Source organism: Pseudomonas sp. H3_A02 (genome assembly GCF_054671965.1).
Genome location: NZ_CP162807.1, coordinates 5,061,018 through 5,082,763, shown reverse-complemented (window position 1 = coordinate 5,082,763; position 21,746 = coordinate 5,061,018). Strand labels below are relative to the sequence as shown.

The window sequence follows — 21,746 nt, the reverse complement described above, 5'->3', positions numbered from 1 at the left end:
CCCTATGCACAGGAGGCATGGCCCTTGGAGCTCGTTTGGCTTGAGGATTTTTCAGCGCTTGCGGAGTACGGCAGCTTTGTTCGGGCCGCTGAAGCGCGACACGTTACCCAGCCGGCATTCAGTCGCAGAGTGCGCTCGTTAGAGAACTGGATGGGCGTGCAATTGTTCGTTCGAACGCCTCACGGCGCGACGCTGACTGAAGCAGGGCGGCAAATTTTGCCCAGTGCTCAGGAGGCTGCCAGGCGCTTGTACAGAATGCGCAACGAGGCTCAAGAGATCGCGGGAATGGCCGCCAAGTCGCTTCAATTCGCGGCAACGCATTCCCTGTCATTTACATTTTTCCCCAAGTGGCTTCGAAGCTCGGAGAACGGTGCCCCCATCGAGGCTGTGCAACTGCATTCAGATAGCATGGCGGTCTGTGAGCAGATGCTGATACATGGCCAGGTCCAGTTTCTGCTCTGCCATCGCCATCCCGACGTGCCACCTTTGCTTGCCCCTGATCAGTTCATCGGCAAGAAGGTGGGCGAAGACGTTCTTGTGCCTCTTGCGAGTGCCTCCGCTAACTTCGGCACCTCGCCTGCGGCATTGCCCTACCTTGCGTACACCCATGAATCTGGGTTGGGGCGTATCGTTGCTCACAGGCTGCGTGGCAAGGAAGATTACCTTCACCTCAAGCCACTCTTCAGCAGCCATCTTGCAGCGGTGCTGATGTCCATGGCCCTGGAAAGCAAAGGCGTGGCTTGGTTGCCCAAAAGTCTCACCGAGCAGGAAATGCTGGATGGGCGCTTAGTCAGAGCGCTCGACGAAAGCTGGGATATACCTTTGGAAATTCATCTGACCCGTCCATCGGCACCACTCAGTCAATCTGCCGAAGAGTTCTGGGCCCGGGTGGGGCAGTGACCGGGCGTGCTGTATGTGATGGGCTGCGTGACCCAAATAAAAATAGGTGTTGGGTTTGCGAGTCGCCGCTGATCCCTGACCGGGATCGCGGCGAGATGTCGAGCTTGTCGCTACTTGTAATGTTGTTCAAACACCGCCAATTGCTCAGGCTTGATCAACTGAAAGGGCACCCAGACGTCCGTCTCCACCGGCTCTCCCTTGATCATCTTGAGCGCTGCCTGTACCGCGCTGGTCGCCTGGGCCTTGGGATCCTGGAACACCGAGGCGACCAGCATCCCGCGCTTGATCGCCGCCAGGCCGTCAGGCAAGCCGTCGATGCCGACAATCGCAATCTCGCCCTTGGCTTTGCCGGCCTGCTGCAAGGCCATGGCCGCACCGATGGCCATCTCGTCGTTGTTGGCGACGATGGCATCGAAACGGCTGCCCGCCAATAGCCAATTGCTGGTCAGGTCCATCCCTTTGTTGCGCTGCCACTCGGCACTTTGCTGCTCGACAACCTTGATCCCGGGATAGTCCTTGAGCACCTGCTTGACGCCTTCGGTGCGGTCGTGGGTGGCGTTTTGCGCCAGGTCACCCATGATGATCGCGAGGTTGCCTTTGCCTCCGAGCTTTTCGGCCAGGTAGCGCATCTGCAGCTGTCCGGCCTCAATGTCATTGGACGCCACCGTGACGACGCCTTTGGGCAAGGTGCGCTCGTCCGGGTGGCGGTTGACGTAGACCAGCGGCGTCTTTGCTTCGACCGCGGCGCGGGTGATATTGGCCGTGGCGGAGGTGTCCACCGGCAGGACAATGACCGCATCCACTTTCTGGTTGATAAAGCCCTGGACCTGGTTGAGTTGGCGCACCACATCGCCCTGGGCGTCCTCGAACTGGATCTGCACGTTTTCCTTTTTCGCGGCCTCGTCCAGGCCGTTACGCACGTAGGTCATGAAGTTGTCGTCGACCCTGGCGATGCTGACGCCGATGCGATAGTCGGCGGCGGCCCATTGGCTGAAGAGCAATAGCAGGGTGGCGAAAAGCAGTGTGCAACGACGCATGATGGTTTTCCTTTTGTTGTTATGAGTGGTACGTCACCAAGAGCTGAAAATCTGCCGCACGTGTTGAGTTCGGCGCGGGCTTTATCCATCAAGCGTGAAGGCCTGCCGGAAACGCTCAAGCGCGACCTCGCTGTCACCGCTGGCCCAGCCTTCGAGGCCGACGACACCGCTGTATCCCATGCCGAACAAGGCCTTGGCAATGGCGGAATAGTGGATTTCACCGGTGCCGGGCTCCATGCGACCTGGGACGTCGGCGACCTGGATTTCGCCGATGGCGCTGCCGGCGCGCTGGATCAGTTCGATCAGGTTTCCTTCGCCGATCTGCGCGTGATAGAGGTCCAGGTTCATCTTCAGGTGCGGGCTGCCCACGGCCTCGATCAGCGCCAGGGTATCGTCAGCGCGGGCGAACGGCGTGCCCGGGTGGTCGACTTCGGTGTTGAGGTTTTCCAGCAGGAATACCCGACCCGCGTCTTCGCCCAGGCGGGCGATTTTTTCCAGCGTCTTGCAGGCGCTCAGCCACATGCGGCCGGTGGTCTGGGCCACGGGTTTGACCGGCAGGCCTTGATCACCCAGGCCGGTGCCATGCAGGTTCAGGCTTGGGCAACCCAATTGCGCGGCGACGGCCAAGGATTCCTGGGCGCTGTCGAGCAGTTGCCGGATATCGTCGGGGTCGGTCAGGTTGCCTGAGAGGTAACCGGTCATGGAGGTGAAATCCGCGCCGGTCGCCGCGAGGGCTTGGATGTCTTTGCTCGCCCAGTTCCATATCTCGGCGCTGAAGCCCAACGCATGGATGCGTTTGACCCGTTCGGTAAAGGGCAGGTCGAGGAAGACCATCTCGGCGCTGATCGCCAGTTTGAACGGTACGAAACTCATGAAAGTGCTCCCTGCACACGCACCGTCTTGCCCTGTTGGAAGGACTCGATGCAAGCGCGGGCAATGGCCAGTGCCGCCCGGGCGTCTTCACCGCTGGCCAAGGGTTTTTCGCCGCTGCGCACGCAATTGACGAAGTGGTTGAGCTCGGCCACGTAGGCATCACGCAGCAAGTCGGTGTCCATGCGCTGGGTGTCGGCCTGGACCCCATTGGCCAGGTACCGCAGCAAGTCGGAGTCGTTGACGTTGCCCATGGTCAGCATGCCGGCGCTGCCGAACACTTCGCCGCGGACATCGTAGCCATACACGGCCTGGAAGTTGGCTTCGGCCGTGGCGATGGCGCCATTGTCGAAACGGATCGTGACCACCGCGGTGTCGAGAAATCCTTTGTCCTTGTAGTCCGGTGCGATCAGGGCATCGGCCATCACAAAAACCTCAACCGCCTCGGCGCCCGGATTCAGGTAGCGCAGGGTATCGAAGTCATGGATCAGGGTTTCCAGGAAGATTACCCATTGCGGCGACGCGGCCGGGTTGTTCAACGCCGGGTCACGGGTCAGCGAGCGCAGCAGTTGTGGCGTACCGATCCGGCCGGAAACGACGTCCAGGTGGGCGGTGCGGAAACTTCTGGCAAAACGGCGATTGAAGCCGACTTGTAGCGTCACCCGTGCATCGGCAGCGGCGGCGATGGCGCGGTCCGCTTCGTCCAGGGTGATGGCCATCGGTTTTTCACAGAACACCCCTTTGCCGGCCCGGGCCGCACTGATCACCAGTTCGGCATGGCTGCGTGCCGGGGCGGCAATCAGCACGGCATCGATGTCCGGGTCATCCAGCAATTGCTGTGGATCGGTATAGACCTTCTGCACGTCCAGTTCGGCCGCCAGGCGCGCGGCCTGGCCGGGGGTAGGGTCGGCGATGGCGGCGAGGCACGCGCCGGGGATGTGCCGGGCGGCGGTCAGGCCGTGAAAACTGCCCATGCGGCCAGCGCCGATGAGGCCAAGGCGGAGGGTCTTGGATGTGCTCATGAACATGACTCCCTTTATTGTTTTTACGACTCGGTGGTAAGAATGTCCTCGTCTGTTTAGGCAGGGAGCAAACGCTGTGCCAATAGTTAAGTTATTGATATTTAGTGGTTTTTATTTGATTTGATGTTCGTTTTAATGACATGTCTATACTGACATGTCGAAAATATGAACATGTGGCCGAATAATGGACCAGCAACTTGCGGCGTTGAGCGCCGAAGACCGCGATTACCTCACCACCCTGGGCCCTGCGTCGTTGAACGAAGGACCCGGCGTTGCGCTGGATGAGGCTTGGCGAGCGTGCTTGCGTGGGGAGACCGATCGTCCTGCCGGGATCCGACGGGTGATTTGGGAATCCTGGTTGCGCAGCGTCAATGCCGGCCTCGATCCGGAAGACGGCGAGTACCGTTTTGTCGCACCTGACGACCTGACCGCGACACTGGCCGCCAACCGGCTGCTGATCGCCGCGGCGGCGCAAGTCATGCGCGGTTTGCTCGCTTATAACCCCAGGGGCCATATCAACCTGACCGATGCCGCAGGCACGACGTTGTACTTCTGCGGCCTGGACCTCACCCCCATAGGCAGTCGCCTGCTGGAGTCGGTACAGGGCACCAATTGCACTGGGCTGGCGATCGTCGAAGACCGTTTGGTGTATGTGCTGGCCGAGGAGAACTTCGGGCTTGGCCTGCGCCAGCGCCGCATGCATTGCGCCGCCGCGCCGATCCGCGATGCCCAGGGCCGGACGCTGGGGATGTTGACCTTGACGGCGGAGCCGGGCTGGTTTCATTTCCATACGCTGGGCACCGTCCAGGCCGCGGCCGAAGCCGTCTCCAGGCAGATGGCGCTGCAAGCCTTGCTCGAGGAACAACAAACCGTCCTTGAAGTGCTCAACGAGGGGTTGGTGGTATTGGATGAGCAGGGCTGCATCAAGGCACTCAACCACTACGCCCGACAGTTGTTCCGCGTGGGGCATGACCTGCTCGGCAGTCCGTTCAAGAGCCTGGGCAAGAGCGAGTTGACCGATGCGGTCCTGTTCGGGGGCGGGGAAGGGGTACGGGACCTGGATTGCACCTTTGAACTGCACGACCGCAGCCATCTGGCCTGCCTGGTGTCGGTCTGCCCACTGGAGCAAGGTGGGCGGATTGTTTCGTTGCGCGAGAACCGGCGCATCCGGGAAATCACCCGGCGGATCATGGGCACCCAGGCCAGCTACACCTTTGAAACCATCCTGGGCCGCTCACAGGCGATTGAGGATGCGCTGCACCTGGCACGGATTGCCAGTCGCAGTGATTCGACCACGCTGATCCTCGGCGAGAGCGGCACGGGCAAGGAACTGTTCGCCCAGGCCATCCACAATGCCAGCGACCGGTGTGGCGGGCCTTTCGTGGCGGTCAATTGTGGTGCCATTCCCCGTGACCTGGTGCAGAGCGAATTGTTTGGCCATGTGGAAGGCGCTTTCACCGGATCGGCTCGCGGCGGGTCGGCAGGCAAGTTCGAATTGGCCGATGGCGGGACGATCTTCCTCGACGAAATCGGTGACATGTCCTTTGATGCGCAGGTCAGCTTGCTGCGTGTCCTGCAGGAAGGCGAGGTGACACGGGTGGGGGCGAAAAAATCGCTGCGGGTCAACGTCCGTATCATCGCCGCCACCCACCGTAACCTGAGCCAGGCGGTGGCCGAGGGCGCCTTTCGTGAGGACCTTTACTACCGGCTCAACGTGCTGAACCTGACGGTGCCGCCGCTGCGGATGCGCCGCGAGGATGTGCCCCTGTTGGCGCGGCATTTTCTCGCGCGGTGTGCCCGGTCGCTGCGCAAGACGATGCAGGACCTTTCACCCGAGGCGCTGGAGATGCTTGGCGCCTATCACTGGCCGGGCAATGTTCGCGAGTTGGAAAACGTCATCGAGCGGGCGACCAACCTGGCGATGACCGAGCTGATCGAGCCGAGCGATCTTGCGCTGGACATCAGGCAGCGAGGGCGGCCAGCGCCGTGGGTCAGTGTGCCTGAACCGCGCACGGCTCCGGACCTGGGTACCCACGAAATGAATGCAATCATCGCCGCCCTCAAGGACACGCGTGGAAACATCCGCCTGGCGGCTCAACGGCTGAATGTGTCGCGTGGCGGGCTGTACAACAAAATGAGTCGGTTTGGGCTCAAAGTTGAGGCGTTTCGTTCTTAGCGGCTGGCGCATGGTCAGGGGCGAGGTCAGAAAACGGTTTTCCTGAAGCGGCGAGCGGATATGCCCCGATAGAACGACAAAATGGCGAGCACCTGCACGATGACCGCTGCTGTCACGACGGCGACGATGGCGTGATTGGGATCGGTGAAGGCGGCGCGCACCAAGCCGAAAAGGGCCGGTGCGAAGGCGTAGGTGGCCTGGCTGATCGCGACCATCAGGGCGATGACCTTGGCGGTGTGTTCACGGCTGAACTCGGTTTGTGCAATCAATGGCGGCAAGGAGGTGGCATTGCCAATGCCCGAGCCGATCAGCCCCACGGCTATCCAGGCCACAGCCGGGTGAAGGTCCAGGCCCAGAAGCATCAGTGTCCCCAGCATCTGAATGGCATAGCCAAGGCAGGCCAGCTGTCGACGGTTCATACCTTGGACCATCAGGCGTGCGGCGACGTAACGCCCGCCCATCGCACTGGCGGTGGCCAGGCCCAGGGCGAATGAGGCGTCATGCGATCCCATGCGTCCCACCAGGATCGAGTACAGGTGCGCGATCAAGCCGATCTGGGCGAACAGTCCCAGGGACATGCCGGCTGCCAGGCTGCGAAAACTCGCCGACCTGAGCGTCTGCATTGTGGTCCATGGCATGGCGCTGGCGTTGACCGGCGCGGGTTCCGGCTGATCCGCGTTGTCGGGATGTTGTCCCAGGCTTTGTGGGTTTTTATTGAAGACCAGGAAGGCGAAGACACTTATGAGCAGCACGGCGATGACACTGATCACCAGCGCCGCCGTGGCGAAGCCGAAACGCTCGATCAGCAACACCCACAGCGGCGAAAAAATCACGCCACCCAGGCTGGCACCGTTGTAGGCCTTGCCCAGGGCCTTGGGCCTTTCCTTGACGTACCACGGCGCGATCAGAGTATTAACGGCCGCCGCACCCAACGTCACCCAGCCGATACCCGAGCAGACCGCGCCGGCATACAACACCCAAAGCTGGTTGGCTTGAGCCCAGATGTTCACGCCGATGCCCAGGACGATGCTGCCCAGCAGGGTGATGGCGGGTATCCCGAAGCGTGTGTAAAGGCGTGGCAGGTTGGCGATGACAATCGTGCCGCTGAGAAAGTGCAGGGTCACGGCAGTCGAGACCTGGGCGATCGGCCAACCCGTGCGTTCCATGACCGCTTGCATATAGATCGGTGGCCCATAGAAGCCGATCCCCCAACCAATCATCGCAAGGATGAACGTGCAGGCCAGTACGGTTTTTCCAAAAAAGCGGGTGCGTGTCATCGCCATCTCCTCCAGGGTGGCTAGCAGACTATGCGCTCGACAGGTTCCTCACTTCGGGGTGCGTCGAATAATGGATGTCGAGCGCGATTGCTTCTTGGATTACATTTCATCCATCCACTACGTTGATTGGAGCTGAGCTTCGATCGCTTCCTTGTCGATAATCGACCAGACCTCGCGGATCCTGCCGTCATCGAACGCGTAGGATGCTTTAGTTGCCTTGAAGTGTCCCGCTTTAAAAATCGTCCATTGATGAGCACGTCCGCAGACGGTGAGATAGGCACGACAGCCTTGCCCTGTCGCCCATCCACTCGAATAAAAAGGCCTGCACCCCATGCGCTCGCTCTTCAAAATTCTCGCCCTTGCTGGCTTCACGCTGCTCAGCATGCCCTTCGCCACCCAGGCACAGGATGTCCCCGAGGCGGCCAGCCCGGCATTCGTGGTACACAAGCTGACGGACTTTCTCTACGCCATCGGCGAACCCCACTACTACCAGAAAAACTTCTCCTACCTGCTGGTAGGGGCGAACCAGGCACTGATGTTCGATTCGGGGGCGAACCAGAAGGAAGACATCACTCAAGTGGCGCGCAGGATCACCGACAAGCCGCTCTCGATGTTGCCTTCCCACCTGCATTTCGACCATCTCGGCGGGTTGCATAACTTCCAGAGCATTTACCTGGTGGATACGCCGTTCACGCGTCGCTTCAAAGGCAAGGATGGCCTCTATCACGTTCCGGAACCGGTCTACCTGGGTAATATCGATCACATGGTCGTGCCCCCTTTCAAGGTGGCGCGGCTGATACAGCCCGACGAGACGATCGACCTGGGCGGTCTGAAGGTGCGCCTGATGAGCGTGCCGGGGCATACGCCGGACGAAGTGGCGCTGTACGATGAGACACACAACATCCTGCTGGCCGGGGACCACCTCTATCCGTCCTGGTTGCTGGCCGGGAACCTGAAGGACTACGTCGCCTCTCTCGACGCCACGATGAAGGTGATCGATCAACAGACCGCCATCTATGGTGCCCATGCTGACGAGGATCCGACCCAGGTACCGGCCATGACCTATGCCGATGTGCGGGCGATCCGCGACAAGATGGTCCAGATCCAGGCTGGGCGCGCCAAGGGCGAAGCCTTCAGCGATCCGGAACTGATCAAGAGCTCCGAGCTTTATAAGGTGGAGAAAGACATCAGCATCCTCACCAACATCCGTTTCAACGACGGCCGGGGCTACGGCTACTGATCGGGCTGCCCGCTGGTGGTCAGTAACCAGTCGATGAACGCACGGATTTCCGGGCGTTCGCGGGTCGTTTCGGAGCAGGCCACGTAGTAGTTGTGCACCGCCGGCACAGAGATCGACAGCGGCCGTACCAGGCGTCCTTGATCGAGGTCCCGGGCGGAAACGAGTTCATCGCTCAGCGCCACGCCAAAACCGTCCCGTGCGGCCTGCAGGACCATGCCGAAGTCTTCGAAGTGGATATCCTCGATGCCGCCACGGCTGAAGCCGGCCTCGACCAGCCATTGCTTCCACTGGCTGCCATCGTCTTCGTGGAGCAGTCGGTGCCGTGCCAGGTCTGCGACTTCGTGAATGGCTTGGGGCCCGCGCAAGTACTGCGGGCTGCACACCGGTGTCATCTGAATGCCGTGCAGCAGGCGCCACCATAAGCCTGGCCAGGGCGGCGTGCCATAGACCACCGCGACATCGGCGCGGCGCCAGTCCACTTGCGGCATGCCCGCCGCGGTGATCACGCTCACCCGCACCGAGCGGGAGGCTTCCATGAAACGCAGCAGCGGGGTGGTGAGCCAGTCCACGCCTTCGGCCGGGGGAATGGACAGGGTGATTTCGACCTGTACCGGCTCATCCGTGCTTTCACTGCGCAAGGCGTCCACCGCAGCGCTGATCTCGCCCATGGCGTTGGCAACGCGCTTCTGTAGCTGGCGGCCATTGGTGGTCAACACCAACTGCCGGCCGCGCTTTTCGAACAACTCCACGCCGAGGCTGGCCTGCAGGGCTTTGACTTGCTGGCTCACCGCGCCGACGGTGACGTGCAGCTCCATCGCGGCCGCCGCCAGGCTGCCCAAGCGGGCCACGCTTTCGAATACCTTGAAACTGTGCAACGGAGGAAGTGTCATCTCATCTCTCGCGAGGATCGGGGCTGGAAGGATGTTACAACTTACTATTCCCCTTTCGGGTTGATGACAGCAGAACCGACTATCCTTGCGGACACTGAACGTCAACGTTGCATCCATAAAAAAAAGAGACGCCATGACATATTATGATCGCGCCATCGGCTCCAGACCCGTCATCACCTGCGGTGATCGAACCTGCATGACCAGGCCCCGGTTGCTCAAGATAATTTCAATGACGGTTTTCTGTCTCTTCACGGCAACGCCCGGATACGGCCAGGATCTGGTGGCCGCGACGGACCCCACGGTGACGGTGGCTCAAGCGCAGGAAATGGTTGCCAAGGCCACCCTCGGCGCCGTTCCCTGGAGCGGCCCTGAATCCGGCCCGCGCGCCCAGCGTGGCAAGAGCATCGCCATAGTCGCAGAAGATATGCGCAACGGCGGTATTGTCGGTGTCGCCCAGGGTGCTCGCGAGGCTGCCAAGGCGATGGGCTGGACGCTGAGGGTATTCGATGGCGCTGGATCCCCGGCCGGGCGTGCAAAGGCCTTTGCCGACGCCCTGGCGGCGAACCCCGATGGGCTCATTCTGTGCGGCGCCGATGCCTTGGAAAACAAGGCGGCGCTGGCTGTCTTCGCCGACAAGGGCGTGCCGGTGGTGGGCTGGCACGCCGGGGAGCGCCCCGGGCCGATTGACGGCACGCCGATGGCCATGAACGTCACGACCGATCCGCTCGAAGTGGCTCGCATCACGGCCATGGCGGCAGTGGCGCAGTCGAACGGAAAGGCCGGCGTGGTCATCCTGACCGACTCCCGCTACAGCATCGCCATGGCGAAAGCCAAGGCCATGGAAAGCGTGATTCGGGCTTGTCGGGAATGCTCGTTGCTGGAGGTGCGCGATGTCGCGATCTCCGAAAGTCGCGAGAAGATGCCGGCCATCACCACGGAACTGCTTCAGCGCCATGGCAAGCGTTGGACCCACACGCTGGCCATCAACGATATCTATTTCGACTACGCGGTGGCCACCTTGGCCAGCGCCGCGATACCCCGCGACGGCATCAGCTTGTTGTCGGCCGGTGACGGTAGCGCTTCGGCGTTCTTGCGCATCCAGGAAAAAAACTACCAGACCGTCACCGTGGCCGAACCGCTCAATGTGCATGGCTGGCAAGTGATCGATGAATTGAACCGACTGATGGCAGGAAAGCCGGTGAGCGGCTTCGTGGCACCTGTTCACTTGGTCAATGCCGACAATATCACCATGGACGGCGGGACGAAGCTGCTGTACGACCCCAGCAATGGCTATCGAGACATCTATCGATTCCAGTGGAATCCCTGAGATTTGGACGTGACTTCACGGCAAGGGAGCTTGGATCTCCCGGGCCGCCAACGGTCTATCGAAAAATTATGGCGCCGACCTGTCGATTTCGGCCGTTGCCATTCGATTAGTCCGTAGAGTCGTCACAAGGACGGCTTGATCCATCCATTCTCAGGAGATACGAGCATGCGATTTATGGTGATCGTCAAGGCCAGCCCGGAGTCGGAAGCCGGAGAAATGCCCAGCGAGGAACTGCTGGCCGCCATGGGCGCCTACAACGAAGAATTGGTCAAGGCCGGGGTGATGCTCGCCGGCGAAGGCCTGCATCCCAGTGCCGAGGGCGTGCGTGTACAGTTTTCCGGCAAGCACCGGACTGTCGTCGATGGGCCCTTTGCTGAAACCAAGGAGCTGATCGCCGGCTTCTGGATCTTCAAAGTCCAGTCATTGCAGGAGGCCATCGACTGGGTCAAGCGCTGCCCGAACCCGATGGTCAGCGACAGCGAAATCGAAATCCGCCAGATCTTCGAACTCGAAGAGTTCGGCGACTCCTTTACCCCTGAATTGCGCGAGCAGGAAGAACGCTTGCGGGCGCGGATGGCCGGTCAATCGTGAAACCGACGACAGGAGAACCCACCATGAGAATCATCCCTTACCTGACCTTCAACGGCCGCTGCAAGGAAGCCTTTGCGTTTTACAAGGAGGTGCTTGGCGGCGATCTGTTTTCCATGTCCTTTGCCGAGGCGCCTGAAGACGTCGGTATGCCCAAGGATCCGGACCTGATCATGCACGCCTGCCTGACCGTGGGCAGTTTCAGCCTGATGGCGTCCGACTGCCCGCCGGGTCAGCCGTATAGCAAACCCCAAGGCGTGTCGATTTCCCTCAATGTCGACAGCGTGGAGGAGGCCGAGCGGCTGTTCGAGCGCTTGAGTGAGAAAGGTCACGTGCAGATGGGTTTGGAGGAGACCTTCTGGGCGGAACGCTTTGGCATGTTCGAAGACCGTTTCGGGATTGCCTGGATGGTCAATTGCGAGGGGGCGAAACAAGCCTGACGGTGCCTCGGTCGCGATGCGGTGTCTGGCCCTTGGCAGCGCTCGCGACACTCTTCATTTCCTGCCCCCTGGATTGGCGATTCTGCCGAGCACGCTAGCCAGGGCTTGCCTCCGTCGTGTGAACCTTGCGCCGATACTGCGTTCACTTATTAAGTTGCCGCTTTATGTGACCCATATGACCCCTGTGGGAGCGAGCTTGCTCGCGATGGCGGTGGATCAGTTACAAGGCTAGCGACTGACACTCCGCTATCGCGAGCAAGCTCGCTCCCACAGGGGGCCTGTCTGCGTCTGGCGGCTGCTTCCCAGTGCCGATAAGGACTTCGCATGCATCCAACCTCGTCCACATTTCCCTTGCACACCACCGTCGAACGCGAACTTAGCCTGCGTGCGGTCAGTACGGGGGTCGTCCTTGGTATCCTGCTGACGCCTTCCAATGTCTATGCCGGGTTGAAGATCGGTTGGTCGTTCAATATGTCGATCATCGCCTTGCTGATCGGCTATGGCATCTGGCAAGGCTTGGCCAGTCGATCGGTGGGGCGACTGCCCTGGACGCTGCACGAAAGCAATATCAACCAGACCGTAGCCTCTGCCGCTGCGTCGATCATTTCCGGTGGGCTGGTCGCGCCCATCCCGGCCTACACCTTGCTGACCGGCCAGCAGTTGGAGGCCATTCCCATGGTGGCCTGGGTTTTTTCGGTGAGTTTCCTGGGGATCTGGATTGCCTGGTACCTGCGCCCCTCACTGCTCAATGACAAGGCGCTGAAATTTCCCGAAGGCATGGCAACCCTGGAAACGCTGCTGCACATCTACAACCACGGCCACGAAGCCGCGACGCGTTTGAAGGTGCTGCTCAGCGCCGCCTTGCTGTCCGGGCTGGTCAAGGCGGTCGACACCTTCATGTGGGCCATCCCGCGCTGGTCTCCGAGCGCTCAACTGGAACGCCTGACCTTCACCGCTGACCCGTCGCTGCTGTTGGTGGGGTTTGGCGGCATCATCGGTATTCGCGTGGGCCTGACTCTGCTGCTCGGCGCCTTGCTGGCGTGGGGCGGGTTGGCGCCGTGGCTGCTGGAGCAAGGCCTGGTGCAGTTGCCGAGCGGCAGCAGCGGCCCGCAGTTCGCGGCGCTGGTGGAGTGGTTGCTCTGGCCGGGGGTGAGCCTGATGGTCTGCTCGACCTTGGCCTCATTGGCGATTCGCTTGTGGGCCTTGCACCGGTCGACCAAGGCGGGCGGCGGGGCGATCTGGACGGTCCCCAAGCCTGGGCCTGCCGTCGGTTTCGCGCTGTCGATCATTTTGGTGGTCAGCCTGCAAGTGCTGTTGTTCGGCATCAACCCATGGATGGCCTTGTTGACCATTCCCTTGGCGATCTGCCTGGCGGCGGTGGCCGCCCGTGTGGTCGGAGCCACGGGCATTCCGCCGATCGGGGCCATTGGGCAACTGTCCCAGTTGAGTTTCGGCATCGTCGCCCCGGGCCAAGTACCGATCAATCTGATGAGCGCCAACACCGCTGGTGGTTCGGCCGGGCAGTGCACCGACTTGATGAACGACTTCAAGGTCGGCCGGGCGATTGGTGCCACGCCGCGCAAGCAGTTGATCGCCCAGACCCTGGGGATTTTCGTCGGCAGCATCGTCGGCGTGCTGGCCTATCTGGCCCTGATCCCGGACCCGCAAACCATGCTGCTCACCGAAGAGTGGCCGGCCCCGGCGGTCGCCACCTGGAAGGCCGTGGCGCAAACACTGACCCTGGGCCTGGATTCATTATCAGCGAGCATTCGCTGGGCGATTTTCATCGGCGGCCTGGTCGGTTTGTTGTTGGGGATCCTCGACAGCCTGCTGCCGGCGCATCGGGCCCGCTATCTGCCAAGCACGGCGGCCTTGGGACTGGCCTTCGTCTTGCCGGCCTCGGTGTCCCTGATTATGGCCCTCGGTGCGGTGCTCACGTGGCTGGTGAGCTGTCGCTGGCCGAGCCTCACCGAACGCTTCGCCATTACCGCGGCGGCGGGGTTGATTGCCGGGGAGAGCATTACCGGGGTAGGGGCGTCGTTGTGGCAGATGCTGGGGAATGGGTGAGGCGACCTCAGTTATCGGGAAACGGCAACGACAGAAGCCAAGTGCTAAAGGCCTTCAGCGCCGGTAGATGTTGGTATCGGCTCGCATAGACCAGGTAGTAGCTGCGCCCACTTTCCATCGGTTCGAACAACGCAACCAGGTCGCCGCTCTTCAGTTCATCCTGCACCAGGATCTGCGGAACCAGCCCGATTCCAATTCCCGCTGATACGGCTTGGATAAGGTGGGCCGTGAGTTCGAAGCTCGGGCCTGATCGCATGTTGCGGTGGTCGACGTTGTGCTTGTCGAACCAGTCCGACCAGACACCTGGCCTTGAGACGACGTTCAACAAGGCATGCTCGGCAACGTTTGCCGGCGACATGGCCCGGTACTCGGGCAGCGCGGTCGGACTGGCGATCACCACCAGCTTTTCCGTGAGCAACTGATGGGAAACGTAGCCGGGCCATTCCCCCGAGCCTGCGCAGATGATTGCGTTCATGTCATGGGTGGAGGATTGAACGTCTTCGCGGATGATCCTCGAATGTATGTGCACCAGCAGGTCCGGGTGCTTGGCATAGAACTCATGCATCCGTGGTAGCAGCCATTTGGAACCGAGGGTTGGCAGGACGGCCAGGTTCAAGGGGCCGCTGTCGTTCTTGTAGGCGATGGCCTGCAACGTTGCGCTTCGAATACGCCCCAGCGCGGCCGCCAGCTCGTGCTGATACAGCGCGCCCGCCGCGGTCAATTCAATCTTGCGGCCTTCACGGCGGAAGAGTTCGATTTCAAGTTGCGCCTCCAGGGTTTGTACCTGTCGACTGACGGCGCTCTGGGTCAATGCCAGCTCTTCCGCGGCCTTGGTGAAGCTGCAATGGCGCGCGGCGGCCTCAAAGGCAACCAGCAGTGACATCGAGGGTGTCAGGCGTCTAGGGTTCATTCATAAAGCTCATGCAAAGCCAGCAGGAATTACGTTTGCTCCCACCGTGAAGGGAGGCAAGAATCATGAAAACCTTGTGCAACTGCTCGATGCGTCTTGTGCCGAGCATACGTAATGTGAATGCATAGATTAGCTTCTCAGCCTGTAGGAATACATCATGATTGCCCGGTTAACGCCTCCTGATCCCCAGAAAGCGACCTATGACGCTTTTCTAAACGCGCTCCAAGTGGCGGGGTTTCGAGGCGAGATTGCCCGCGACCATGGCGACCGGACGGTTTTGGCCACCGACAATTCCATCTACCAGCGCCTGCCCCAAGCGGCAGTGTTTCCCCTGGATGAACAGGACGTGACGATCCTGGCGCGCCTGGCCGCCGAACCCGTACACCGTGCAGTCGTGCTCACGCCGCGTGGTGGTGGCACCGGCACCAATGGGCAATCGCTCACCGACGGCGTGGTGGTCGATCTTTCCCGTCACCTGAACAACATCCTGGAAATCAACGTCGAGGAACGCTGGGCCAGGGTGCAGAGCGGTGTGGTCAAGGACCAGCTGAACGCAGCGCTCAAGCCCTACGGTTTGTTCTTCGCCCCCGAACTCTCGACGTCGAATCGCGCCACCATTGGCGGCATGATCAACACGGACGCCAGTGGCCAGGGGAGCTGCACCTACGGCAAGACGCGCGATCATGTGCTTGAGCTTTCGACGGTGTTGCTGGGCGGTGAGCGTCTCACCAGTTCCGCAGTCGACGCCGCGCTTTTGCCGGCGCTGGTCAACCGCCAGGATCGGGTGGGCGAGGTCTATCAGTGCGCGGTGGACATCGCCGATACCCACGCCGAACTGATCAGGGACACCTTTCCGAAACTCAACCGCTGCCTGACCGGTTATGACTTGGCCCATCTACGCGAACCCGATGGGCGCTTCAATCTGAACAGCGTTCTTTGCGGCTCCGAAGGGTCCCTGGGCTTCATCGTCCAAGCCAAATTAAATGTTCTGCCCATCCCGAAATATTCGATCCTGGTGAACGTGCGTTACGCCGGGTTCATGGACGCCCTGCGTGATGCCAAGGCGTTGATGGCCATGAAGCCGCTGTCGATCGAGACCGTGGATTCAAAAGTGCTGATGCTGGCGATGAAGGACATTGTCTGGCACGGCGTCGCCGAGTACTTCCCTGAAGACCCTGCCACGCCGACGCTGGGGATCAACCTCATTGAGTTCAGCGGGGATGACGAAGCGGCGGTTCAGCAGCAGGTTCATGAGTTCGTCCTGCACCTGCAGCGTGATGCTTCCGTTGTCCGCTTGGGCCACACCCTGGCGATCGGCGCCGATGCGCTCAAGCGTGTCTATGCGATGCGCAAGCGCGCCGTGGGGTTATTGGGCAACGTCAAGGGCGAGGCCAGGCCCCAGCCCTTTGTCGAAGACACCGCGGTTCCACCTGAACACCTGGCGGACTTCATCCAGGCGTTCCGTGCGCTGCTCGATAGCCATGACTTGCAGTACGGCATGTTCGGTCACGTCGACGCCGGCGTCCTGCATGTGCGTCCGATCCTCGACATGAAGGATCCTGTTCAGGCCGCATTGATCCGGCCGATTTCCGATGCGGTCGCAGCTTTGACGCAGCAGTATGGCGGATTGTTGTGGGGCGAGCACGGCAAGGGGCTGAGGTCGCAATACGTGCCCGATTACTTCGGTGATTTGTACCCCGCGCTGCAAGCGTTGAAGGCGGCTTTCGATCCCTTCAACCAACTCAACCCGGGCAAGATCGCCACCCCGAATACGGTCCCCGATGCTCGACTGACCCGCGTCGATGAAGTGGAAATGCGCGGTGCCCTGGACCGGACCATCGATGAACGCGTCTGGCAAAGTTATGACACGGCGGTTCATTGCAACGGCAATGGCGCGTGCTACAACTTCGATCCGGATGACGCCATGTGCCCGTCCTGGAAGGCGACGCGCAATCGCATTCACTCGCCCAAGGGGCGGGCCTCGCTGATCCGGGAATGGCTGAGGTTGCAGGGGGAGCAGGGTGTCGATGTGCTGGCGGCCAGCGATCGGGTTCGAGGGGCTGGCGGGGCGCAGGGTGTCGCGCGTCGGGCCGTGAATAGCCTGGCCCGGAAGATGGGGCAGCCAGATTTTTCCCATGAGGTCTACGAAGCGATGACCGGTTGCCTGGCCTGCAAATCCTGCGCGGGTCAGTGTCCTGTCAAAGTGAATGTGCCGGAGTTCCGCTCGCGTTTCCTTGAGCTTTATCACAGCCGCTACCTGCGTCCTCTCAAGGACTACCTGATTGGCTCATTGGAATACACGGTGCCGTATCTCGCCAAAATGCCGCGCCTGTACAACTTCGTGATGAGTGCCCGGCCGATCCGCTGGGGGCTCGAACGAGTAGCCGGGATGGTCGATAGCCCGCTGCTCAGTTTGGTGGATTTTGCCGCCGTGTGCCGGCGCTGGAACGTGGAGGTGGCAACCCCTGCACGCCTGGAAACGCTTAGCGCTGAGCAGCGGGAGAAAAGCGTCATCCTCGTTCAGGACGCGTTTACCCGTTTTTTTGAAACGCCATTGCTTGTTGACTGGGTGGATCTGATTTCGAGACTGGGCTACAAGGTTTTCCTGGCCCCGTACGCGCCCAATGGCAAACCGCTTCAGGTCCAGGGTTTCCTGAAGGCGTTTGAGAAGGCTGCCAGCTTCAATGGCCAGTCCTTGCTCAGCCTTCAGCAGTACGGGATTCCATTGGTGGGACTCGACCCGGCGATGACCCTGGTCTATCGACAGGAGTACGCCAAGACCCTGGAAACCGGTAACGCTCCCCAGGTGATGCTTGCGCAGGAGTGGTTGATTGATGCGCTGCCGGAACATGCAGTTGTGGAGGCGAGCGAGCCTTATCACTTTCTGCCGCATTGTACGGAGAAAACCAACGAGCCGGGCAGCATCGGGCAATGGCAGAAGATTTTCCAACGCGTGGGCCTGACGCTTCAAGTGCAAGCCAGCGGCTGTTGCGGGATGTCGGGCACCTATGGGCATGAAACGCGAAATGCTGGAACGTCTGACACGATCTATGGACAGTCCTGGAAGCCGCTCCTGCAGAAATTCAATCAGTCGGGCAGGGTGATTGCCGATGGGTATTCCTGCCGCAGCCAGGTGAAGCGGCAAGAGGGTGTGGCGGTGCTTCATCCATTGCAGGTGCTGTTGGCGCGAGTGAAAGCGGTGTCACTCGAACGCGGATAGGTGCGAGTGACAAACCCGTGGCGAGGGAGCTTGCTCCCGCTGGGCTCTGTAGGAGCTGGCGAAGCCTGCGATCTTTTGATCTTTTGATCTTTCGCTTGAAATTCAAGTGTCAGGGGGAAGATCGCAGCCTCGCTTCGCTCGACAGCTCCTACACATTCGTACGTTCAAAATGAAGCAGGGTACGCCGTCTCGTTCAGTACCGTCGCCTTCGAACCAAAGGTCAGGTGGATCAGCTTTCCGGGCTTTGGGTCCCAGCAAAAGAAGCGTCCGATGGAACGCATTTGCGCGAGATCCACGACGATGACCGATTCCACGGGCATGATCGTTTCGGTCCAGAACAACACGTAGAGGTCATCGGCAACGTCGAAATAAGCGCAACGCTCGACATCGGCCATGCCTTTTTCCGCGCCGTTCACGCAGTGCCAGGCCATGGTTTGCGCGCCGAAATAGACGTGCTCATACCAATCGTCCGCGCTGTAGCGGTACAGCACGCGCTTACCGACCAGGCTGGATGCCTGGAGAATGGGCGAACCACCGGGCTTGCCATCGACCACGGCGGTGACGAAGTCGGTACGGGTGCGTTTTTCACTCCCACGATTGTAGAAGGCGGAGACCGCCGCCAGCACGTCGCCGGTCTCGTATTTCCACACCAGCGTGGCCGACTCCTGGTGTTCGGGTTTCAGGAATTCGACGAAGAAAATGCCGGGCCGTACTTCCACCGCTTCGTAGGTTTCCGTTTCGGATGCGCCGGTGCCTTCGCCCTCGAGGATGGTCCAGGTCAGCGTCGTGTCATCGACAAAGTGATGCTCGATCAGCCAGCCGTTTTCGAAGCGAAGGTTGGCTTTTTTTCCAGCCAGGAATGGGCTCGGTGGGTATTTGTATTCATTGAAACCATCGGCCATTTCTTCCAGGGTTGGCCAGTGTTCTTCTGGCACGAAAGGCTGGTTCTTCAATGCTTGTTCAATTTGATAGCTCACAACGCTTCCTCGATTTCACGGCCGGTGCCGATTGAGGTTTCATGCTAGGAGCGGGGGGCTATCAATGTCTTGGCGCAGGGTGCCATCGCTTGTGCTGGAGTGACACATTGCCGACAACGCCGAGATCACCTGTATTCGTCTGAATGCTGATAGCGATAGTCGCGAGGAGAAATGCCGAATCGCGCCTTGAACGCCTTGGAAAAATGGCTGACGTCGTTGAAACCCCAGGCGTAGGCAATGGCGGTGATTTTTTCCTGAGGGGCAGCCTGACGGATGGCCTCGGCGCAGTGTTGCAGCCGCTGTTCCAGGATGTAGCGTCCCATGGTGGTGTGCTGTTGGGCGAACAACCGGTGCAGGTTCCTGACCGACGTGCCGATGGCTTCGGCCAGGCGCTCGGGAGACAGTTCGCTGTCGCGCAGATGCCGTTCGATCAGGACTTTTGCCTTGACGAGTTTCTGTGCCTGGCCACTGGAATGCTCACCGTCGTGCGCGGCGCTGACACCGGGCCGCAACAGCATCAGCAAGGCGTCGAACAACGCTGCGGTTTCTTCCGGTTGAAGGCTGGCGGCGTCGAACAAGCGCTGGGTCATCAGGCCGGCCATGCTGCCAAGGGCGCTGTTGGCAGCCAAGGGCCGATTGAACAGCAATTGCCGCTGTCCCAGGCGTTGCCGCAGCGCCTGACGGGGAATGATCAGGGACATCTGGTCGCTCAGGCTATCGAAATAAAAATCGCAGGGCTGGGTGATGTCCAGCAGCACCAGGTCACCCTTGCCGAGCCGGGCCCTATTGTCAGCCTGGCACATCGATGCACTGCCACCCACTTGTAAGACCAGGTAGAAGAAATCCTTGTCGTCGGCGCGAATGTCGCTGTGGGCTCGGTGCAGGTGCTGACAGTTGCTGATGATGCGCGAGCCGTCCAGCGCAGGGTGGGGGCCGATCAAGTTTTTCATCGCGCCGGTGAAACTCGCCAGACCCGGTCCGGCCGGCGGTTCAGCATGAAAGGTGCCGCATTTTTCGCCAAGGTCGTGATGCCAGGCTTCGAACCCCTGGGGGCCCTGGTAGAGCGGCTCTGCTTGCCAAGCGTTATGCATCGTGACCTCGGCTGCCGGCTGAGCGCCGGTTTTGTTTTTATGGTTGGATCGACCGTCGGCAGGTTTCCGGCGATAGAAGCATTTAGTAACAGGCCTGTTGAAAAGGCAAGCATCCGCCCAGCCATGGCAGTGACAGACATGTGCACGACATTCTGAACCATGTCCTTGCCCGTACAGAGGGGCGCTTAATGGACGTGTGCTTCTTACTCGGCTGGAGTCTATTCCCGTGGATACAACGTATAACAATACCCAGGCCTCGGCTTCGCACCTGCAAAAGACCCTGCGCTGGACGGACGCATTCGCGCTGTCGATGGCGGTGTCGGGCTCGATTTTCGCCTCTTTCGGCTTTGCCCTCGGCGCACTCGGCCCGGTCGCGGCCTTGTTGCTCTGGGTCGGTTCGGCCGCCATCGGTGCCTGTCAGAACTGGATCTTTCTTGAGGTCAGCGCGATGTTTCCCGATAAACCCGGCGGCATCGCGATGATCGCGGCTGAAGGCTGGCGCAAGCGCTGTGCCTGGGTCGGCCCTTTGGCCGCGTTCGGCTACTGGTTGGGTTGGTCGGCGGTGCTTTCCATCATCGGCGTCAGCGCCGGCGCGCTGATTCAGGCCCAGTGGTTTCCCGAGCAGACCTGGAGCCTCGACACCGGCCTGGCCAACATCGGTCTGGCGCAGTTGATCGGGGCGGGCTTGATCCTGATCTTCTGGCAATTCAACCGGCGTGGCATCCATTTGGCGGCATCGATTTCCAAATACATGGGGGCGCTGTTGCTGGTGCCGATCCTGGTGCTGGCGGTCGCACCGTTATTGGCCCATGGCTGGAGCCTGGACCGGTTCCAGTCGGCCTGGCAGGCGCAAGAGGCGTTTAACTGGGGATCGTTGCGCACCGCGTTGGTCTGGCTGTTCTTGATCAGTTGGAGCGCCTACGGCACGGAGATGTGCGCGGCCTTCGGCCCTGAATACCGCAGCCAGCGGGATATGCGCCTAGCGTTGATGAGTTCAGGCGGTTACACCGTGTTGGTGTTTGCCGCGGTGGCCTTCGGCTTGGGTGGCTTGGTGGATCCGCAAGCGGCCCTGGAAAACCCCAGCGGTTTCTACATCGGCGCTTTTAACGCCGTGCTGGGCTCGGGCTGGAGCAGCTTTTTTGTCGCCACGTTGTTGGTGGGGCTGTTCATGGGCCTGAATGCGGCATTGGCCGATGGCTCGCGGGCGCTGTACGGAACGGCGTTGGAAGGGCTGACCATCAAGCAATTGGGCGTGCTCAACAAGCATCAGGTGCCGGGACGTTGCATGAGTGTGGCGGTGGTGGTGAACCTGGCAATGATCTTTTTCCTGTCTTCGCCCCTGGCGATTCTGGTGACGGCCAATATCGGTTATCTGATCGCCATCTTCTTCGCCCTCTCGGGGTTTATCTGGCTGCGCAAGGACGCGCCGTTGCACCCGCGTCCGGTGCGCCTGGGGCGCGGCTGGCTGGCGGTGGCCTGGTTGTTGAGCCTGTTCACCGCCGTGGTGGTCGTGGTTGGGGCCGCCTCGGCCGAACTGGCCGGTTATGGCGGTTTGAAAGAAGTCTTGATCGCCGTGGGCATCCTCACGTGTTCGCTGCTGCTGTATGCCTATCGACGCGTCGTCCAGGACCGTGTGCCAGCCTTGCCGCCGGTATCCCAGCATTGAACTGCATCGTATTGACAATAATAAAAGCGCTGACCAAGAGGAACACCC

17 protein-coding genes are annotated in these 21,746 nt (G+C 60.8%); 9 read left to right on the top strand and 8 right to left on the bottom strand.

Going from position 1 to position 21,746, the window contains the following annotated elements; genetic code table 11:
• Positions 1-24: 24 nt before the first annotated feature.
• Positions 25-900 carry a LysR family transcriptional regulator gene (locus AB4N80_RS22265; protein ID WP_122568335.1) on the top strand — a complete coding sequence of 292 codons (876 nt, stop codon included), beginning with the start codon at positions 25-27 and terminating at the stop codon, positions 898-900.
• A gap of 110 nt (positions 901-1,010) precedes the next feature.
• Here AB4N80_RS22265 and AB4N80_RS22260 read toward each other — a convergent pair whose 3' ends face one another.
• From AB4N80_RS22260 to AB4N80_RS22250, 3 genes are all read right to left on the bottom strand, one after another.
• Positions 1,011-1,937, bottom strand: coding sequence for a sugar ABC transporter substrate-binding protein (locus AB4N80_RS22260; protein WP_122568336.1), 927 nt, complete (start codon positions 1,935-1,937; stop codon positions 1,011-1,013).
• 81 nt (positions 1,938-2,018) lie between these two features.
• A complete protein-coding gene (locus AB4N80_RS22255) occupies positions 2,019-2,810 on the bottom strand; it encodes a TIM barrel protein (RefSeq protein ID WP_460078849.1) in 792 nt (263 codons plus the stop codon).
• On the bottom strand, positions 2,807-3,829 hold the full coding sequence (locus AB4N80_RS22250) for a Gfo/Idh/MocA family oxidoreductase (protein WP_305481374.1): 1,023 nt from the start codon (positions 3,827-3,829) through the stop codon (positions 2,807-2,809). The genes AB4N80_RS22255 and AB4N80_RS22250 overlap by 4 nt, the downstream gene beginning before the upstream one ends.
• A gap of 184 nt (positions 3,830-4,013) precedes the next feature.
• Between AB4N80_RS22250 and AB4N80_RS22245 the strand changes: the two genes are divergently transcribed.
• Positions 4,014-6,005, top strand: coding sequence for a sigma-54 interaction domain-containing protein (locus AB4N80_RS22245; protein WP_122568339.1), 1,992 nt, complete (start codon positions 4,014-4,016; stop codon positions 6,003-6,005).
• Positions 6,006-6,031: 26 nt separating this feature from the next.
• On the opposite strand, the gene AB4N80_RS22240 is transcribed toward AB4N80_RS22245, so the two are convergent.
• Positions 6,032-7,282: an MFS transporter gene (locus tag AB4N80_RS22240; protein ID WP_122568340.1), complete on the bottom strand. Its 1,251-nt coding sequence runs from the start codon at positions 7,280-7,282 to the stop codon at positions 6,032-6,034.
• Positions 7,283-7,613: 331 nt separating this feature from the next.
• Here AB4N80_RS22240 and AB4N80_RS22235 point away from each other — a divergent pair, with 331 nt between their 5' ends.
• Positions 7,614-8,522: an MBL fold metallo-hydrolase gene (locus AB4N80_RS22235; protein ID WP_122568341.1), complete on the top strand. Its 909-nt coding sequence runs from the start codon at positions 7,614-7,616 to the stop codon at positions 8,520-8,522.
• Here the strand turns inward: AB4N80_RS22235 and AB4N80_RS22230 are convergent.
• Positions 8,516-9,412 (bottom strand): LysR substrate-binding domain-containing protein, encoded by an 897-nt coding sequence (locus AB4N80_RS22230; RefSeq protein WP_122568342.1) that lies wholly within the window; start codon positions 9,410-9,412, stop codon positions 8,516-8,518. The genes AB4N80_RS22235 and AB4N80_RS22230 overlap by 7 nt on opposite strands.
• 307 nt (positions 9,413-9,719) lie before the next feature.
• On the opposite strand from AB4N80_RS22230, the gene AB4N80_RS22225 reads away from it, so the two are divergent.
• The 4 genes from AB4N80_RS22225 to AB4N80_RS22210 all read left to right on the top strand — a co-directional run bounded on the left by AB4N80_RS22225 (position 9,720) and on the right by AB4N80_RS22210 (position 13,834).
• Positions 9,720-10,739: a substrate-binding domain-containing protein gene (locus tag AB4N80_RS22225; RefSeq protein ID WP_122568427.1), complete on the top strand. Its 1,020-nt coding sequence runs from the start codon at positions 9,720-9,722 to the stop codon at positions 10,737-10,739.
• A gap of 165 nt (positions 10,740-10,904) precedes the next feature.
• The gene (locus AB4N80_RS22220) at positions 10,905-11,330 is read left to right on the top strand and encodes a YciI family protein (RefSeq protein WP_460078841.1); all 426 of its coding nucleotides are present in this window, start codon (positions 10,905-10,907) and stop codon (positions 11,328-11,330) included.
• 23 nt (positions 11,331-11,353) lie between these two features.
• Entirely contained in the window at positions 11,354-11,767 is a 414-nt protein-coding gene (locus AB4N80_RS22215) for a VOC family protein (RefSeq protein WP_122568344.1), read from the top strand.
• A gap of 324 nt (positions 11,768-12,091) precedes the next feature.
• On the top strand, positions 12,092-13,834 hold the full coding sequence (locus AB4N80_RS22210) for an OPT family oligopeptide transporter (protein WP_460078838.1): 1,743 nt from the start codon (positions 12,092-12,094) through the stop codon (positions 13,832-13,834).
• A 7-nt stretch (positions 13,835-13,841) separates the two neighbouring features.
• Here AB4N80_RS22210 and AB4N80_RS22205 read toward each other — a convergent pair whose 3' ends face one another.
• Positions 13,842-14,744, bottom strand: coding sequence for a LysR substrate-binding domain-containing protein (locus AB4N80_RS22205; RefSeq protein WP_122568346.1), 903 nt, complete (start codon positions 14,742-14,744; stop codon positions 13,842-13,844).
• 157 nt (positions 14,745-14,901) lie between these two features.
• Between AB4N80_RS22205 and ydiJ the strand changes: the two genes are divergently transcribed.
• Positions 14,902-17,964: a D-2-hydroxyglutarate dehydrogenase YdiJ gene (ydiJ, locus tag AB4N80_RS22200; RefSeq protein ID WP_460078834.1), complete on the top strand. Its 3,063-nt coding sequence runs from the start codon at positions 14,902-14,904 to the stop codon at positions 17,962-17,964.
• 164 nt (positions 17,965-18,128) lie between these two features.
• Here the strand turns inward: ydiJ and AB4N80_RS22195 are convergent, their stop codons facing one another.
• Both AB4N80_RS22195 and feaR read right to left on the bottom strand, forming a co-directional pair.
• Entirely contained in the window at positions 18,129-18,941 is an 813-nt protein-coding gene (locus AB4N80_RS22195) for a molybdenum cofactor biosynthesis F family protein (RefSeq protein ID WP_122568348.1), read from the bottom strand.
• Between the two features lie 125 nt (positions 18,942-19,066).
• Positions 19,067-20,032, bottom strand: coding sequence for a transcriptional regulator FeaR (gene feaR, locus AB4N80_RS22190; protein ID WP_122568349.1), 966 nt, complete (start codon positions 20,030-20,032; stop codon positions 19,067-19,069).
• Positions 20,033-20,258: 226 nt separating this feature from the next.
• Here feaR and AB4N80_RS22185 point away from each other — a divergent pair, with 226 nt between their 5' ends.
• Positions 20,259-21,698 carry an APC family permease gene (locus AB4N80_RS22185; protein ID WP_240998518.1) on the top strand — a complete coding sequence of 480 codons (1,440 nt, stop codon included), beginning with the start codon at positions 20,259-20,261 and terminating at the stop codon, positions 21,696-21,698.
• The last annotated feature ends 48 nt before the right edge of the window (positions 21,699-21,746 follow it).

Bases quoted from the DNA above. Each gene is read 5' to 3' on its own strand.
- ydiJ (WP_460078834.1), top strand. From the start codon at position 14,902: ATGATTGCCCGGTTAACGCCTCCTGATCCCCAGAAAGCGACCTATGAC.
- AB4N80_RS22260 (WP_122568336.1), bottom strand. From the start codon at position 1,937: ATGCGTCGTTGCACACTGCTTTTCGCCACCCTGCTATTGCTCTTCAGC.
- AB4N80_RS22250 (WP_305481374.1), bottom strand. From the start codon at position 3,829: ATGAGCACATCCAAGACCCTCCGCCTTGGCCTCATCGGCGCTGGCCGC.
- AB4N80_RS22235 (WP_122568341.1), top strand. From the start codon at position 7,614: ATGCGCTCGCTCTTCAAAATTCTCGCCCTTGCTGGCTTCACGCTGCTC.
- AB4N80_RS22205 (WP_122568346.1), bottom strand. From the start codon at position 14,744: ATGAACCCTAGACGCCTGACACCCTCGATGTCACTGCTGGTTGCCTTT.
- AB4N80_RS22210 (WP_460078838.1), top strand. From the start codon at position 12,092: ATGCATCCAACCTCGTCCACATTTCCCTTGCACACCACCGTCGAACGC.
- AB4N80_RS22230 (WP_122568342.1), bottom strand. From the start codon at position 9,412: ATGACACTTCCTCCGTTGCACAGTTTCAAGGTATTCGAAAGCGTGGCC.
- feaR (WP_122568349.1), bottom strand. From the start codon at position 20,032: ATGCATAACGCTTGGCAAGCAGAGCCGCTCTACCAGGGCCCCCAGGGG.
- AB4N80_RS22245 (WP_122568339.1), top strand. From the start codon at position 4,014: ATGGACCAGCAACTTGCGGCGTTGAGCGCCGAAGACCGCGATTACCTC.
- AB4N80_RS22215 (WP_122568344.1), top strand. From the start codon at position 11,354: ATGAGAATCATCCCTTACCTGACCTTCAACGGCCGCTGCAAGGAAGCC.
- AB4N80_RS22220 (WP_460078841.1), top strand. From the start codon at position 10,905: ATGCGATTTATGGTGATCGTCAAGGCCAGCCCGGAGTCGGAAGCCGGA.
- AB4N80_RS22240 (WP_122568340.1), bottom strand. From the start codon at position 7,282: ATGACACGCACCCGCTTTTTTGGAAAAACCGTACTGGCCTGCACGTTC.
- AB4N80_RS22255 (WP_460078849.1), bottom strand. From the start codon at position 2,810: ATGAGTTTCGTACCGTTCAAACTGGCGATCAGCGCCGAGATGGTCTTC.